The sequence below is a fragment of the Duganella caerulea genome (assembly GCF_040362985.1).
Classification (GTDB): domain Bacteria; phylum Pseudomonadota; class Gammaproteobacteria; order Burkholderiales; family Burkholderiaceae_D; genus Rugamonas; species Rugamonas vulcania.
Genome location: NZ_BPWJ01000003.1, coordinates 64,237 through 78,557 on the forward strand (window position 1 = coordinate 64,237; position 14,321 = coordinate 78,557).

14 protein-coding genes are annotated in these 14,321 nt (G+C 65.4%); 11 read left to right on the top strand and 3 right to left on the bottom strand.

The window, feature by feature from the left end:
• Positions 1 to 12: 12 nt before the first annotated feature.
• Complete coding sequence (locus ACUJB0_RS09500) at positions 13 to 720, bottom strand: SPOR domain-containing protein (protein WP_444845012.1); 708 nt, start codon at positions 718 to 720, stop codon at positions 13 to 15.
• A gap of 21 nt (positions 721 to 741) precedes the next feature.
• Entirely contained in the window at positions 742 to 2,451 is a 1,710-nt protein-coding gene (argS, locus tag ACUJB0_RS09505) for an arginine--tRNA ligase (protein WP_444845013.1), read from the bottom strand.
• Between the two features lie 222 nt (positions 2,452 to 2,673).
• Between argS and rsmB the strand changes: the two genes are divergently transcribed.
• The 8 genes from rsmB (at position 2,674) to ACUJB0_RS09545 (ending at position 10,776) form a co-directional block, all read left to right on the top strand.
• Positions 2,674 to 4,077, top strand: a complete 1,404-nt coding sequence (gene rsmB, locus ACUJB0_RS09510; RefSeq protein WP_444845014.1) for a 16S rRNA (cytosine(967)-C(5))-methyltransferase RsmB — start codon at positions 2,674 to 2,676, stop codon at positions 4,075 to 4,077.
• Positions 4,070 to 4,723, top strand: coding sequence for a DUF4390 domain-containing protein (locus ACUJB0_RS09515; protein WP_444845015.1), 654 nt, complete (start codon positions 4,070 to 4,072; stop codon positions 4,721 to 4,723). Before rsmB ends, ACUJB0_RS09515 begins: the two co-directional genes overlap by 8 nt.
• Complete coding sequence (locus ACUJB0_RS09520; protein ID WP_444845016.1) at positions 4,724 to 7,021, top strand: sensor histidine kinase; 2,298 nt, start codon at positions 4,724 to 4,726, stop codon at positions 7,019 to 7,021.
• 63 nt (positions 7,022 to 7,084) lie between these two features.
• Positions 7,085 to 7,792: a response regulator gene (locus ACUJB0_RS09525; protein WP_444845017.1), complete on the top strand. Its 708-nt coding sequence runs from the start codon at positions 7,085 to 7,087 to the stop codon at positions 7,790 to 7,792.
• Between the two features lie 4 nt (positions 7,793 to 7,796).
• Positions 7,797 to 8,210, top strand: a complete 414-nt coding sequence (locus tag ACUJB0_RS09530; RefSeq protein WP_444845018.1) for a GTPase — start codon at positions 7,797 to 7,799, stop codon at positions 8,208 to 8,210.
• Between the two features lie 112 nt (positions 8,211 to 8,322).
• A complete protein-coding gene (locus ACUJB0_RS09535; RefSeq protein WP_117012847.1) occupies positions 8,323 to 8,580 on the top strand; it encodes a BTH_I0359 family protein in 258 nt (85 codons plus the stop codon).
• Positions 8,581 to 8,633: 53 nt separating this feature from the next.
• Positions 8,634 to 9,407 (top strand): class II glutamine amidotransferase, encoded by a 774-nt coding sequence (locus tag ACUJB0_RS09540; protein WP_444845019.1) that lies wholly within the window; start codon positions 8,634 to 8,636, stop codon positions 9,405 to 9,407.
• A gap of 88 nt (positions 9,408 to 9,495) precedes the next feature.
• The gene (locus ACUJB0_RS09545) at positions 9,496 to 10,776 is read left to right on the top strand and encodes an EAL and HDOD domain-containing protein (protein ID WP_444845020.1); all 1,281 of its coding nucleotides are present in this window, start codon (positions 9,496 to 9,498) and stop codon (positions 10,774 to 10,776) included.
• Positions 10,777 to 10,811: 35 nt separating this feature from the next.
• Here the strand turns inward: ACUJB0_RS09545 and ACUJB0_RS09550 are convergent, their stop codons facing one another.
• A complete protein-coding gene (locus ACUJB0_RS09550; RefSeq protein ID WP_161083932.1) occupies positions 10,812 to 11,189 on the bottom strand; it encodes an SPW repeat protein in 378 nt (125 codons plus the stop codon).
• A gap of 162 nt (positions 11,190 to 11,351) precedes the next feature.
• Between ACUJB0_RS09550 and ACUJB0_RS09555 the strand changes: the two genes are divergently transcribed.
• From ACUJB0_RS09555 to ACUJB0_RS09565, 3 genes are all read left to right on the top strand, one after another.
• The gene (locus tag ACUJB0_RS09555) at positions 11,352 to 12,293 is read left to right on the top strand and encodes an ABC transporter ATP-binding protein (protein ID WP_444845021.1); all 942 of its coding nucleotides are present in this window, start codon (positions 11,352 to 11,354) and stop codon (positions 12,291 to 12,293) included.
• A gap of 10 nt (positions 12,294 to 12,303) precedes the next feature.
• Positions 12,304 to 13,617 carry an ABC transporter permease gene (locus tag ACUJB0_RS09560; protein ID WP_444845022.1) on the top strand — a complete coding sequence of 438 codons (1,314 nt, stop codon included), beginning with the start codon at positions 12,304 to 12,306 and terminating at the stop codon, positions 13,615 to 13,617.
• Between the two features lie 70 nt (positions 13,618 to 13,687).
• Entirely contained in the window at positions 13,688 to 14,320 is a 633-nt protein-coding gene (locus ACUJB0_RS09565; protein ID WP_444845023.1) for a hypothetical protein, read from the top strand.
• Position 14,321 lies beyond the last annotated feature (1 nt).

Sequence of the window (14,321 nt, forward strand, 5' to 3'; positions counted from 1 at the left end):
GATACTCCTGGCTTATTTTTGATTGCGCACGACTGCGACGTCGACGCCGTTTTCAGACAACTTGCTACGAACCTTGTTCATCGTTTCGACCTGGTTGAAGGGGCCAAGGCGCACGCGATGCAGCACGCCGGTGTCGGTGGCGCGGTCGGAGACGTTGGCCTCGAAGCCCAGCAGGGCAAGCTTGGCGCGGGCGCTTTCGGCGTCGGCGATCTCGCGGAAGGCGCCGGCCTGCAGGTAGTAGATGAATTTGTCGTCGCCGCTGTCGGCCGCCGGCTTGGCTGGCGTTGGCGCCACGTTGGCCGCACCCGGGGTGACGGCGGCGGTGGCAGCGGGGGCGGCCTTCGGCTTCTCGGCCGGAGCCGGCGCCGGAGCGGCCGGCGCGGGCGTGCCCTGGATCTTGTCGACCACCGCCTGCAGCGGATCGGCCGGAGGCGGCGCTTTTGGCGGTTCCTTCGGCGTGTCCTTGGCAAAGTCCTTGGCCGCTTCGCGCACCGCGTCCTTGTTGCCGTACATAGGCTTGTTCGGATCGGCGGCCTGTCCCGCGGTCGGTTCCACCGCCTTGCTGCTACGCCCCTTGTCGGTGAAAGGCGTCGCGCCCTTGTTGATCACCAGGGCGACGACGACCGCGATCGCCAGGCCGATGATCAGGCCGATGACGATGCCGATGATGGTGTTGCCGTGCTGGCGCGAACGTGGGGTAAGGCGGGAGCGGAAATTCATTGTGCGGGATGTCCTTCGCAATTACATTTTGTTGGGAGCGGAGACGCCGATCAGCGCCAGGCCGTTGCGCAGCACCTGGCGGGTGGCGACCATCAGCGCGATACGGGCGGCCTTCAGTGCCTCGTCGTCCACCAGCACGCGCTCGGCGAAGTAGAAGCTGTGCAGGTTGGCGGCCAGGTCGCGCAGGTAGAACGCGATCTGGTGCGGACCCAGCTCCGCTTGCGCGCGCGCCAGTGTTTCAGGGTAGGCGGCCAGGGTGGCCAGCAGCGTCGCTTCGGTCGGCGCGGTCAGCGGCGACAGGTCGACGTTGGCCAGCGAGGCTTCGTCGCCGGTCCACTGTTCCAGCATGCGGCAGATGCGCGCGTGGGCGTACTGCACGTAATACACCGGATTCTCGTCCGAGGTTTTCAGCGCGACGTCGACGTCGAACACGAATTCGGTGTCGGCCTTGCGCGAGATGAGGAAGAAGCGCACGGCGTCGCGGCCTTTTTCGATGTCGCCGCCGCCCGACCATTCGATCAGGTCGCGCACGGTCACGTAGGAGCCGGCGCGCTTGGAGATCTTGACCTCTTCGCCGCCCTTCATCACGGTGACCATCTTGTGCAGCACGTAGTCCGGGTAGCCCTGCGGGATGCCGACGTTGACCGCCTGCAGGCCGGCGCGCACGCGGGCGATGGTGCCGTGGTGGTCCGAACCCTGGACGTTGATCGCCTGGGTAAAGCCGCGCTGGAACTTGACGATGTGGTAGGCCACGTCCGGCACGAAGTAGGTGTAGGTGCCGTCCTTCTTGCGCATCACGCGGTTCTTGTCGTCGCCGTAGTCCTCGGTGCGCAGCCACAGCGCGCCTTCTTCCTCGTAGGTCTTGCCGGATTTGTTGAGCATGTCGACGGCCGCGTCGACCTTGCCGTCGGCGTACAGCGACGATTCGAGGTAGTAGTTGTCGAACTTGACGCCGAAGGCTTGCAGGTCGATGTCCTGCTCGTTGCGCAGGTAGGTCACGGCGAAGTGGCGGATCGATTCGATGTCTTCGACGTCGCCCGAGGCGGTGGCCGGCGAGCCGTCCGAGGCCGATACGGTTTTCTTCAGCTTGAAGTCTTCGGCGATGTCGGCGATGTAGTCGCCGTTGTAGGCCGATTCGGGCCATTGGGCGTCGCCCGGCTTGTAGCCGCGCAGGCGCGCCTGCACCGAGTTGGCCAGCGTCTGGATCTGCACGCCGGCGTCGTTGTAGTAAAACTCGCGGGTGACCGCGTAGCCCTGGGAGCCGAACAGCGACGACAGCGCGTCGCCCAGCGCCGCCTGGCGGCCGTGGCCCACGTGCAGCGGGCCGGTCGGGTTGGCGGAGACGAATTCGATGATGACGCTCTTGCCCTTGCCGGCATCGGCGGTGCCGAAGGCCGCGCCTTGGGCCAGCACGGTCTTGACCACGGCCTGCTTGGCGGCGGCGCTCACGCGCAGGTTGATGAAGCCCGGGCCGGCGATGTCCGCCGATTCCACCAGGCCCTTGCCGGCCGGATTGGCCAGCAGCGCGTCGACCACTTTGGTGGCCAGTTCACGCGGGTTCATTTTCAGCTGCTTGGCCAGTTGCATGGCGATGTTACAGGCCACGTCACCATGCGACGGGTCGCGCGGGCGCTCCAGCACAACGTTGGCGGCGACTTCGGTGCCGGCCAGGATGGGGGCGAGGGCGGCCTGGAACAGGGCGGTGATATCTTGTTTTTGTTGGGCGAGCATGAGCAAATTGGCGGCTGAACCGCGAGTATGAATACATCCGAAAGCGAAAACGGCCGGCGCGCTGGCACCGGCCAAACAGCGGTAATTATACTGGTTTGCCGCAGCCGGGTCACCGCAGCGGGGCGCGATCGTTACAAGCGTTACAATCAGCTTCGTCCCCTAGTCATATGCACTGCTGTATACTGCGCGATCACGCCCGCACGCCAGACCTGGAATTAGCATATGAACAAGCGCCCGACGCTCTCTTTGAAGTCCCCCGCCAAGGCGGCAGCGCCCAAGCTGCGCGCCAGCCATGCGCGCGACCTGAAACCGGCGCTGCAAACCAGCTTCCAGACCGGCCTCAAACCCGATTCGCTGGCCTATAGCCTGATCGGCGCGGCCCAGGCCGTGGCCCAGGTCCGCACCGGCACCAACCTGCCGCAGGCGCTGGCCCAGGTCTGGGCCAAGGGCGACGCCACCCCGCAGGCGCGCGGCGCGATGCAGGACATCGCCTACCGCTGCATGCGCCAGCTGGGCCAGAGCGAGGCGCTGATCGGCCTGATGGCGCCCAAGGCGCCGGAGCCGCTGGTGGCGGCCCTGCTGGCTTGCGCGCTGGCGCTGATGACGGCGCCGGACGAGGTCCAGCCCTACGAGGAATTCACCGTGGTCGACCAGACCGTGACGGCGGCCGACGCCCATCCGGACACGGCGCGCGCCAAGGGCATGGTCAACGCCGTGCTGCGCCGCTTCCTGCGCGAGCGCAAGGCGCTGCTGGAGTCCGCGCTGATGCAGCCGGTGGCCAAGTGGAACTACCCGCAATGGTGGATCGACGCGGCCAAGGCGGCCTGGCCGCAGGACTGGCAGGGCGTGCTGGCGACCGGCAACAGCGCGCCGCCGCTCACCCTGCGCATCAACGCCCGCAAGACATCGATGGAACAATACCTGGCCACGCTGGACGCGGCCGGCATGGCGGCCACCCAGATCGGCCCGTACGCGGTGCGCCTGGCCAAGCCGGTCGGCGTGAGCTTGATTCCCGGCTTCGCCGACGGCGTGGTGTCGGTGCAGGACGCCGGCGCCCAGCTGGCCGCGCCGCTGCTCGATGTCCAGGACGGCATGCGGGTGCTGGACGCCTGCGCCGCGCCCGGCGGCAAGACCTGCCACATCCTGGAGCTGGCCGACGCCCGCGTGACCGCGCTGGACGCCGATCCCAAGCGCCTGGCGCGGGTCGGCGAGAACCTGGAACGCCTCGGCCAGCAGGCCACGCTGCGCACCGCCGACGCCCAGAGCGCCGGCTGGTGGGACGGCGTGCCCTTCGACCGCATCCTGGCCGACGTGCCGTGCACCGCGTCCGGCATCGTGCGCCGCCACCCGGATATCCGCTGGCTGCGCCGCAAGGGCGACACGCTCCAACTTGCAACACTTTCGTCCAAAATCCTCGACAACCTTTGGCAGATGCTGGCACCGGGTGGTAAATTGCTATTCGTGACATGTTCCTTGTGGCCGCAGGAATCCGAGGCGCAGGCGGCCGCGTTCGCAGTACGCAACCAGGCCGTGCGGCTCGACGCGCCGGGCCAGTTGCTCCCCGCCGGTGGCACAGGGCAGGATCACGATGGCTTGTTCTACGCGCTGTTCCAGAAAAATGCGTAACCGCTTTGCCTGTTTAGTTGCCGACTTAGGCGCCTCTTTGCTACCGACGGACCTTTTGAGCACCGGCCCCCACGTGACATCACGATTTTTCCGCCTCCTGATCGGACCCTTGCTGCTGATGATGGCCTGCCTGCTGCCGCAGACGGCGGCCGCGGCCGACGGCGTGGAAATCCGCCGCTGGCAGATCGAGGCGAGCGACGAGGGCTACCGCCTCAACGCCAAATACAGTTTCGAGCTGACCCACGACATGGAGGACACGCTGCAGTACGGCGTGACCCTGTACTTCACCACCGAGATCGAATTCACGCGGCCGCGCTGGTACTGGTTCGACGAGAAGGCCATCGTCAAGCGCCAGACCATCAGCCTGTCCTACAACGTGCTGACCCGCCAGTACCATGTGACGGTGGACGGCAACGTGCGCCAGACCTTCTCGTCGCTGGACGACGCGCTGTTCCTGATCCGCAGCCCCAACCGCTGGCTGGTGGCGCAGCGCGGCCAGCTGGAGGTGGGCAAGACCTACAACGTCAAGCTGAGCATGGGGCTGGACCCGAACTATGTGTCCAAGCCGCTCAAGGTCACGGCGCTCAACAGCAATGCGTGGCGCCTGGCGTCCGACAAGAAAATCTTCCAGTACAAGGCGGAGTAAGTGAGCACTGCCTTGCGGTACTTCTCCGTCGTCGGCGGCGCCATTGTCAGTATCCTGCTGTTCCTGCTTGCTTCGGCGTCCGACAATTCCGGCTTCTTCGACCGCTACTACGCCTGGCTGCTGGGCCTGAACGCGGCGGTGGCCGGCGCGCTCTTGCTGCTGGTGGCGGTGTCGCTGTTCCGCCTGTACGGCCGCTACAAGAGCGGCAAGTTCGGCTCCAAGCTGATGACGCGGCTGGTGCTGCTGTTCGCCGCCATCGGCGTGCTGCCGGGGCTGGTGATCTTCCTGGTCTCGGTGCAGTTCGTCTCGCATTCGATCGATTCGTGGTTCAACGTGCCGGTCGAGGAGGCGCTGGAGTCCGGCATCAACCTCAGCCGCGCCGGCCTGGACGCGGCCCTGAAGGAACTGACGGCCACCGCCAGCCAGACCGTGCAGCAGCTGTCCGAACAGCCCTACGGCACCGAGCGGGCCGCCCTGGCCGGCCTGGTCAAGGAGCATGGCGGCATGCAGAACGCCATCATCGTCGACGGCGACGGCGGCCTGATCATCAGCGCCCGCGCCAGCCGCAGCGGCAACCTCAGCGCCGACCTGCCGACCCGCGAGATGATGGCCAAGGCCAAGGACGGCGACGGCTACGGCGCGCCCGAGGGCGGCAGCGAGCTGCGCAGCAACCTGATCAACGCGCCGGTCAATCCGCAGGACAACGCCACCCAGCTGCGGCTGCGGGTGGTGATGGCCATCCCGGACCGGGTGCAGGCCAACGGCACGCACCTGGCGCCGCGCTACCTGCAGCTGATCCAGCTGGCGCCGGCCCAGCTGGCCGCCGACGGCGAGACCATCCGCAGCGCCTATTCGGACTACAAGGAACGCTTCGTGGCGCGCGTGGGCCTGCGCAAGATGTACATCGTGACCTTGACGCTGACCCTGCTGCTGGCGGTGTTCGGCGCCATCGCCAGCGCGTTCCTGATCGCCAGCGACCTGGCCCAGCCGCTGCTGCTGCTGGCCGAGGGCACGCGCGCGGTGGCCGAAGGAGACCTGTCGCCGCGCCCCATCGTCGCCACCTCGGACGAGCTGGGCACATTGACGCAATCGTTCAACACCATGACGCGCCAGCTGTCGGACGCCCGCAGCGCCGTCGAGCGCAACCGCGCCGCGCTGCAGAACGCCAAGGCCCACCTGGAATCGGTGCTGGCCAATATGTCGGCCGGCGTGATGGTGCTGGACCACGAGTTCCACCTGATCAGCTGTAACGACTCGGTCGAGCGCATCCTGCAGCAGGCCGGCGTGACAATGATCGGCCAGAAGCTCGACGAGATCGAGGGCCTGCAGGAATTCGGCGGCGCCATCGTGGCGGCGTTCGCGGCGCAGAGCGCGCAGTCGGCGGCCGGGCGCAACCTGCAGCGCATGCACTGGCAGCGCCAGATCGAGGTGCCGCGCCGCTCGGCCAGTCTGGACGACAACGACCTGACCCTGCTCACGCGCGGCTCGCGCCTGCCGGTCGAGGGCGGCGGCAGCGGCTACCTGGTGGTGTTCGACGATATTTCGGACGTGATCTCGGCGCAGCGTTCGATCGCATGGGGCGAGGTGGCGCGCCGATTAGCGCACGAGATCAAGAATCCGCTGACGCCGATCCAGCTGTCGGCCGAGCGTTTGCAGATGAAGTTGGACGGCAAGCTGTCGGGGGCCGACAATGAATTGCTCAACAAGGGCACGGCCACCATCGTCAACCAGGTGGCGGCGATGAAGCGCATGGTCGACGATTTCCGCGACTACGCGCGCACCCCGCCGGCCGTGCTGGAACCGCTGGACCTGAACGCGCTGGTCGAGGAGATCCTGCACCTGTACCTGCGCGGCGAGGGCGACGACATCATCCATCCGCAGCTCACGCCCGGCCTGCCGCTGGTGATGGGCGACGCCACCCAGCTGCGCCAGGTCATCCACAACCTGCTGCAGAACGCGCAGGACGCCATGGCCGAGCTGCCGCCCGGTTCGCCGCAAGCGCGCATTGACGTGATCAGCGAAGCCATTCATTATCAGGGCGCGGACGGCACCACGCGCACGGCGGTGCGGCTGGCGATCTCCGACAACGGTCCGGGTTTCGCGCCCAAGATCCTGGCGCGGGCGTTCGAGCCGTACATCACCTCGAAGGCCAAGGGCACCGGCCTGGGCCTGGCGATGGTGAAAAAAATTATCGATGAACATGGCGGACGGATCGATATCCAGAACCATGTCGATAGAAGTGGCGCGTCGGTATTGATTTTGCTGTTAAAGTTAGCACCGGCGTCGCAAAATACCTGAGAAGCACTGATTAAAAAAATCATTGCCGGCCATGAGCCGGCGAAATGAGGAAGGCAAGGGAAGATGGCAAACATTCTGGTAGTGGACGATGAAATGGGTATCCGCGAGTTGCTCTCGGAAATCTTGAGCGACGAGGGACATGCGATACAACTGGCGGAAAACGCCCAGCAGGCGCGCGAGGCGCGGGCCGGCGGCGCGCCCGACCTGGTGCTGCTCGATATCTGGATGCCGGATACCGATGGCGTCACCTTGCTCAAGGAATGGCAGCGCGACGGCTTGCTGACCATGCCGGTGATCATGATGTCGGGCCATGCGACTATCGATACGGCAGTCGAGGCGACCCGCATCGGCGCGCTCAATTTCCTGGAGAAGCCGATCGCGCTGCAAAAGCTGCTCAAGGCGGTCCAGCAGGGCCTGACCCGCGCGCAGGAAACCGTGCGCGCGCCGGCGTTGGCGCCGCGTCCGGTGGCGGCGGCCCAGCCCGAGGAAGCGCAGGGCTTCAACCAGCCCAACCCGGCGGCGGCGATCTCCGTGCGCGGCGGCGCCACCGTGGCCGGCGCCGACAACCACATGTTCAACCTGTCGTTCGACCTGCCGCTGCGCGAGGCGCGCGACGCCTTCGAGCGCATGTACTTCGAGCACCATCTGGGCCGCGAAGGCGGCAGCATGACGCGCGTGGCCGAGAAGACCGGCCTGGAACGCACCCACCTGTATCGCAAGCTCAAGCAATTGGGCGTGGAGCCGGGCAAACTCGCAAAAAAGGGCGTCTGAGCCCGTGACCGGACCCATGTCCACCGGCGCAGCCCCAGTCAAGCGGGCGCCGGTGTCGACCTGGCTGGTGACGGGCTCCCGCGCCGCCGAGCGCGAAGCTGCCATCGCGGCACGCCTGGAAACGGGCGTGTCCTGCGTCGCTATCCTGGAAGGCCTGGCCGACGGCGGTTCGGCGCTGGCCTTCGACGATCCCATCCCCTACGATCCCGCGCCGCAAGTGTTGCGTATCGCCCCCGGCTGCCTTCATTGCAGCGGGAATCTCATTTTGCGAGTAACATTGAACCGAGTGCTGCGCCATCCACCCGCGCGGCTCTACATCAGCCTGGCATCCGCCGAGCACCTCGAACTGCTGCGTTCCTGGTTGTCCGAGGCGCCCTACGGTGACTTGCTGGATTTGCAATCCGACATCGCGGCCTAAGCCCCGCCCGCTGATCGGCCTTGATTTGGCCTTGAATCGTCCGCTTTCAGCCCCATTTCGGTACTGAAGGCGCAACCGAGTAGTGTTACGCCCCCTTGTGAAAGGAAGCAACATGAACCTCATCTATAACAGCGAGCAATATAGTGTTGTCGAATTTGGCGCGGACCGTACGCTGGACGCGCTGCGTTTCGGCGGCTACGAGATTGTCGACAAAGGCGGCAAGCGCGAGATCTTCATCAACGGCATCCTGGCGCAGCATTTCCGCCGCGACGTCAACGAGTTGATCGCGGGCGAGCCGACCATGGCGGAAATCGATGAATTCCTGGGCAGTTACGATGAGCTCATGAGCCAGCCGGTGCTGCTGCACTAAGCAAAGCAGGCGGCGCATGGTATGGTTCTGCTGTAACAACAGAGAACCCGACCATGTGCCAACTTCTAGGAATGAACTGCAATGTCCCGACCGACATTGTGTTCAGCTTTACCGGCTTCGCCATGCGCGGCGGCCAGACCGATACCCACCACGACGGTTGGGGCATCGCCTTTTTCGAGGGCGCCGGCGTGCGCCACTTCGTCGACCACCAAGCCGCGATCGCCTCGCCCATCGCCGAGCTGATCAAGCGCTACCCGATCAAGTCCACCAACGTCATCGCCCACATCCGCAAGGCTACCCAGGGCCAGGTGGCGCTGGAAAACTGCCATCCCTTCGTGCGCGAGCTGTGGGGGCAGTACTGGGTGTTCGCCCATAACGGCGACCTGAAGGAGTTCGCGCCCGTGCTCAACGGCGGCTACCGCCCGGTTGGCAGCACCGACAGCGAGCTGGCCTTCTGCTACATTTTGCAGCACCTGCGCGCCCGCTTCGGCGAGCAGCGTCCGCCGCTGGCCGAGCTGCGTGCCGCGCTGGCCGACATGACGCGGGAAATCGCCGGCTACGGCACCTTCAACATGCTGCTGTCGTCCGGCGGCGAACTGTTCGCGCACTGCTCGACCAATTTGTACTACCTGGTGCGCCAGTATCCGTTCGATACGGCCAAGCTGTCGGACGAGGATGTCAGCGTTGATTTCTCGCAGGTGACCACGCCCAACGACCGCGTGGCCATCATCGTCACCCAGCCCCTGACCACCAACGAGCAGTGGACGGCCTTCGCCGCCGGCGAGCTGAAACTGTTCATTGACGGCGTTCCGCAGGCCGAAAGCTGAGCCAAATTATCCAAGACAGGGCTAGACATTGCTGTCAGAATATTAGTACGGCGAAATATCAGCCCCATGTTTTGTACTGACAGAAGCGATGATCGATCTTACCCTACACGATACCGGCCCCCGGAGCCTGCGCGTGCGCGAGTTCTATCTGGGGCGCCAGCCTATCCTGGACCGCAATCAGACCGTGTTCGGCTACGAGTTGCTTTTCCGCAACGCTCCGGTCGGCCCGGCGCACATCACCAATGAATTGTCGGCCACGGCCGCGGTGATCGCGCACGCCTCGCAGCTGGGCATGGAAAAGACCATCGGCGACGCGCTCGGCTTCGTCAATGTGGATGCGGACGTGCTGATGACCGACATCTTCTCCTTCCTGCCGCGCGAAAAAGTGGTGCTGGAAGTGGCCGAAAGCATGCCGCTGACGCCGCAGGTGCTGGCGCGCATGACGGACCTGGCCGGCCACGGCTTCCGTTTCGCGCTGGACGACTTCAGCGGCGAGGGCGCCAACATGGCCGCGCTGCTGCCGTTGACCGACTATGTGAAGATGGACATGCGCGCGCTGCCGCCGTCCACGCTGGCCAGGCTGGCGCCGCGCTTCCAGCAGGACAAGAAGAAGCTGGTGGCGGAAAAGGTCGAGACGCGCGAAGAATTCAAGAGCTGCCTGGACCTGGGCTTCGACTACTTCCAGGGCTATTACTTCTCCAAGCCGGTCATCATGAGCGGCAAGAAGCTGTCGCCGTCGCAGCTGGCGGTGATGGAGCTGATGACCCTGGTCACCTCGGATGCGGACAACCAGGAAATCGAGCGCGCCATCAAGCGTGACGTGTCGCTGGCGCTGAACCTGCTGCGTCTGGTGAACACGCCGGCGGTCGGCGCGCGCCAGCGTATCGATTCTCTGAGCCAGGCTGTGACGATACTGGGCCGCCGCCAATTGCAGCGCTGGCTGCAGATCATGCTGTACGCCGAGCCGAGCAAGCGCGGCCACAGCATGACGCCGCTGCTGATGCTGGCGACCACGCGCGGCCGCCTGCTGGAGCTGTTGGCCGGCAAGCTGCGCCCCAGCCACCGCCATGTGGCCGATATCGCTTTCACGGTCGGCATCATGTCGCTGATGGACACGCTGTTCGGCATGCCGATGGCCGAGATCCTGGCGCAGATTCCGGTCAACGACGAGGTGTCGCAAGCCTTGCTGCACCGCGCCGGCTTTTTCGGCGACCTGCTCAAGCTGGCCGAATGCATCGAACGCATCGAGGACATGGACGACCAGATCATGCCGGCGCTGAACGACCTCGCCATCTCCACCGATGAACTGGTGGAGCTGGAGATGTCGGCCTTCGAATGGAGCGACAACGTGGTGCGCTACGCCTTGTAACGCACCACCGGATCAGCTCACCACCTGCGGGCGGGTCACGTTGCGTGGCCCGCGCCCGGCCAGTGCTTGTGCAGCTCGGGATCGGTCTGCATCTCCCACAGCGCCAGCACCACCACGGCGATGCCCACCACCACCGAGTTCCACATCAGCTCGCGGTTGTCGGCGATCCGCAGCACCCACGGGGACACCGCGATCCATATCCCCACCAGCAAATTCAGCACCACAGCCCAGAAGTAGGTCTTGTACAGATCGAAGGCCGCCAGGATCGCCACCACCGCGCCGGAAATGAACGCGGTCCACGCCTGGATCGACGGTATCGGATATGCAAACACCCACGGTGAAATAAAGAACCACAGCCCTAGCAGCAGGATCACCTGATCCTGCCAGCGTTTGACGGTTGGATTGGTTGCCATATGCGCCTCCCTGGTCACAAGTCAAAATGCCGCCGGCTGGCGACGTTCATTCTTAGGCCGCCCGCAAACGTAAAAGTTCACTCTCCCGCGTCGATGGGCTTGCCATAAAAGTATCGCACCGCTATGCTTGCCGCTTATCGAAAATACACGACGGGATGGCGTATGGCATCGGTTTTACTCAGCGTGAATCAGGTCTCCAAATCGTATGGCGCGCGCAAGGCGGTTGACGGCGTGTCGTTCCAGGTGCAGCAGGGCCAGACCGTCGGCCTGATCGGCCCCAACGGCGCCGGCAAGTCCACCACGGTCGGCATGATCTGCGGCCTGCTGCGCAGCGACAGCGGCGGCATCGTCATGGATGGCGAGGCCATCGGCCAGGGGCCCAGCGAGGCCAAGCGCAAGATCGGTTTCGTGCCGCAGGACCTGGCGCTGTACGAGGACCTGTCGTCGCTGGAAAACCTCAAGCTGTTCGGCGCGCTGTACGGTCTCAAGGGCGCGCTGTTGAAGCAGCGCTGCGAGCAGGCGCTGGCGCTGGTCAATCTGGCCGACCGCGCCAACGACAAGCCGTCCACCTATTCCGGCGGCATGAAGCGGCGCCTGAACATCGCCGCCGCGCTGCTGCACGATCCGCAATTGCTGATCCTGGACGAGCCCACCGTCGGCGTCGATCCGCAAAGCCGCAACGCCATCTTCGATACGCTGGAAACGCTGAAGGCGCAGGGCCGCTCGCTGATCTACACCAGCCACTACATGGAGGAAGTGGAGCGGTTGGCCGACCACATCGTCATCATCGACCACGGCAAGGTGCTGGCCGATGAAACCCCGGCCGCGCTGTACCGCCGCTTGCCGGCGCAGGCCGCCTTGCACGCCGAGCTGTCCGCCGCGCCTTCGGCCGCGCTGCTGTCGGGCGTGCGGGCGCTGCCCGGCGTGACCGGCGTGCAGGGCGAGGGCAACGCGCTCGACATCGGCCTGGCCGACGCCACGCACGCGCCGGTCGCGCTGGCCTGGCTGGTGGAGCAGGGCGTCACGCTGCTGCACTTCGCCACCGCCAAGACCTCGCTGGAAAACATCTTCCTCAACCTGACCGGCCGCAGCCTGCGCGACTGATAGGAATACCATGACTGCATTGATCGCCCTGGTCCGCAAGGACCTGATCCTCTATATCAACGACAAGCGCGCGCTGATGCTGCACCTGCTGATGCCGGTCATCCTGGCGGCGTTCTTCGGTTCGCTGTTCGGCGGCGGCTCGGAAGCCAAGACCAGCAAGATCGACGTGGGCCTGGTGCAGCTGGACCAGTCCGACAGCGGCAAGAAAATCGCGGCCGGCCTGAAAGCCGACAGCGCGCTCAATATCGTCGAGCTGAGCGCCGACGACGCCAAGGCCAGGGTCCGTGCCGGCAAGCTGCCGGTGGCGGTGGTGATTCCCGCCGGCTTCGGCGAACAGGCTGCCGACGCGCTGTTCGGCGGCCAGAACAAGCCGCAGCTGCCGGTCTACTACGACCCGTCGCAATCGACCGTGCTGGCCATGGTCAAGGGCCTGTTGACGCAGCAGGTGATGCAGGTGACCAGCGCCGCCGTCATCAGTCCCAAGGGCACCAGGACCACCGAGAAGCAGCTGGCCGCGCTGCGCGCCCGCACCGACAACAACCCCGACAATGCGCAGTTGAGCGACTTCCTCACCAGCCTGAAGAAATTCCAGGACCAGCGCGCCGCCGCCGAGGCCGAAAAGGAAGCCGCCGCCAAGGCCAGCGGCAAGCCGGCGCCGGCCGCCGAGCCGGTCGGCATGACCATGCCGTACACCACGCAGGACCAGGCATTGAGCAGCGGTCCGAAGTACAACGGCTATGCGCACTCGTTTGCCGGCATGGGCGTGCAGTTCATCCTGTTCATGGGCATCGACATGGGCGTGGGCATTCTGCTGGCGCGCCGCACCGGCGTCTGGAACCGCCTGCTGGCGGCGCCGGTGTCGCTGACCACCGTGCTGGGCGGGCGCGCCATCTCCGGCGCCCTGATCGCGATGGGCCTGATGTGCGCGATGTTCCTTTGCGCCATGCTGATCTTCAAGGTCGAGATCGGCAGCCTGGGCGGCTTCCTCGGCCTCGCGGCCAGCTTCTCGCTGATGACGGCGGCGTTCGGCCTGCTGATCGCCGCCTTCGGCAAGACGCCGGAAGCGGCGCGCGGCATCGCCACCTTCGCCACGCTGATCATGGTGATGCTGGGCGGCGCCTGGGTGCCGTCGTTCGTCTTCCCGGAATGGGTGCAGCAGTTCACGCTGGTGGTGCCGACCCGCTGGGCGATCGACGGCTTCGACGCCGTCACTTGGCGCGGCCTGGGCCTGGAAGGCGCGCTGATGCCGATCGCCGTGCAACTGGGCTTCGCGGCCGTGTTTGGCGGTATCGCCGGTTGGAAATTCCTTCGCGACCACAAGTAGCATGCCATGCTAAAGTTTCCGTAAATCAATCCGATACATAAGGATACAAACCGTTTCGTGAGTTTTTTGAATGGCGTTATCCGTCAGAGCCCTGATCGCGCATTGCGTGAACCAGGTGATCCGTCAGTACTACCCTGAGCAATATTGTTCGTTGTGCCATGTTTACGCCGTTATCGGCTCCAACCTGGCCAGCATCGTGCTGGGGCGGGTGTACCGGCCGGTGGCGGGACTGGCCGCGGTCGATTGCGGCGGCGGGCAGTTGATGCGCATGATGGATAACTCGGCCTTCGCCAATCCGGCCGGCGGCTCCTATCACTGCTGGATCGAATCGGCCGACGACCTGATCGCCGAGTGCGAGGTGATTGATTTGACGTTCCGTCACAACCACGTCTACGCGGTCAAAAACGGCTACGGCTGGCAGCGCGAACTGCCGCCGGATTTCCTGTGGGGCCCGCGCAGCGGCATCGTGGTGCAGGCGCCGCCCGACGCGATTCCGTCGGCCTTCCCGGACGGCACCGTATGGCTGCATGAAACCGACGAGGGCTGGCAGTGGATGACGCAGCAATTGCTGGCGCATCAGAACGCCTTCGTGGCGCTGACGGCGGAGGCACTGAAACTGTTCCAGGCCAGCCTGCCGCCGCAGTCCACATTGCTGGCGCAGCCGGCCAGCGCGCCGGCCGCCATGGCGATGGCCGAACTCTGAA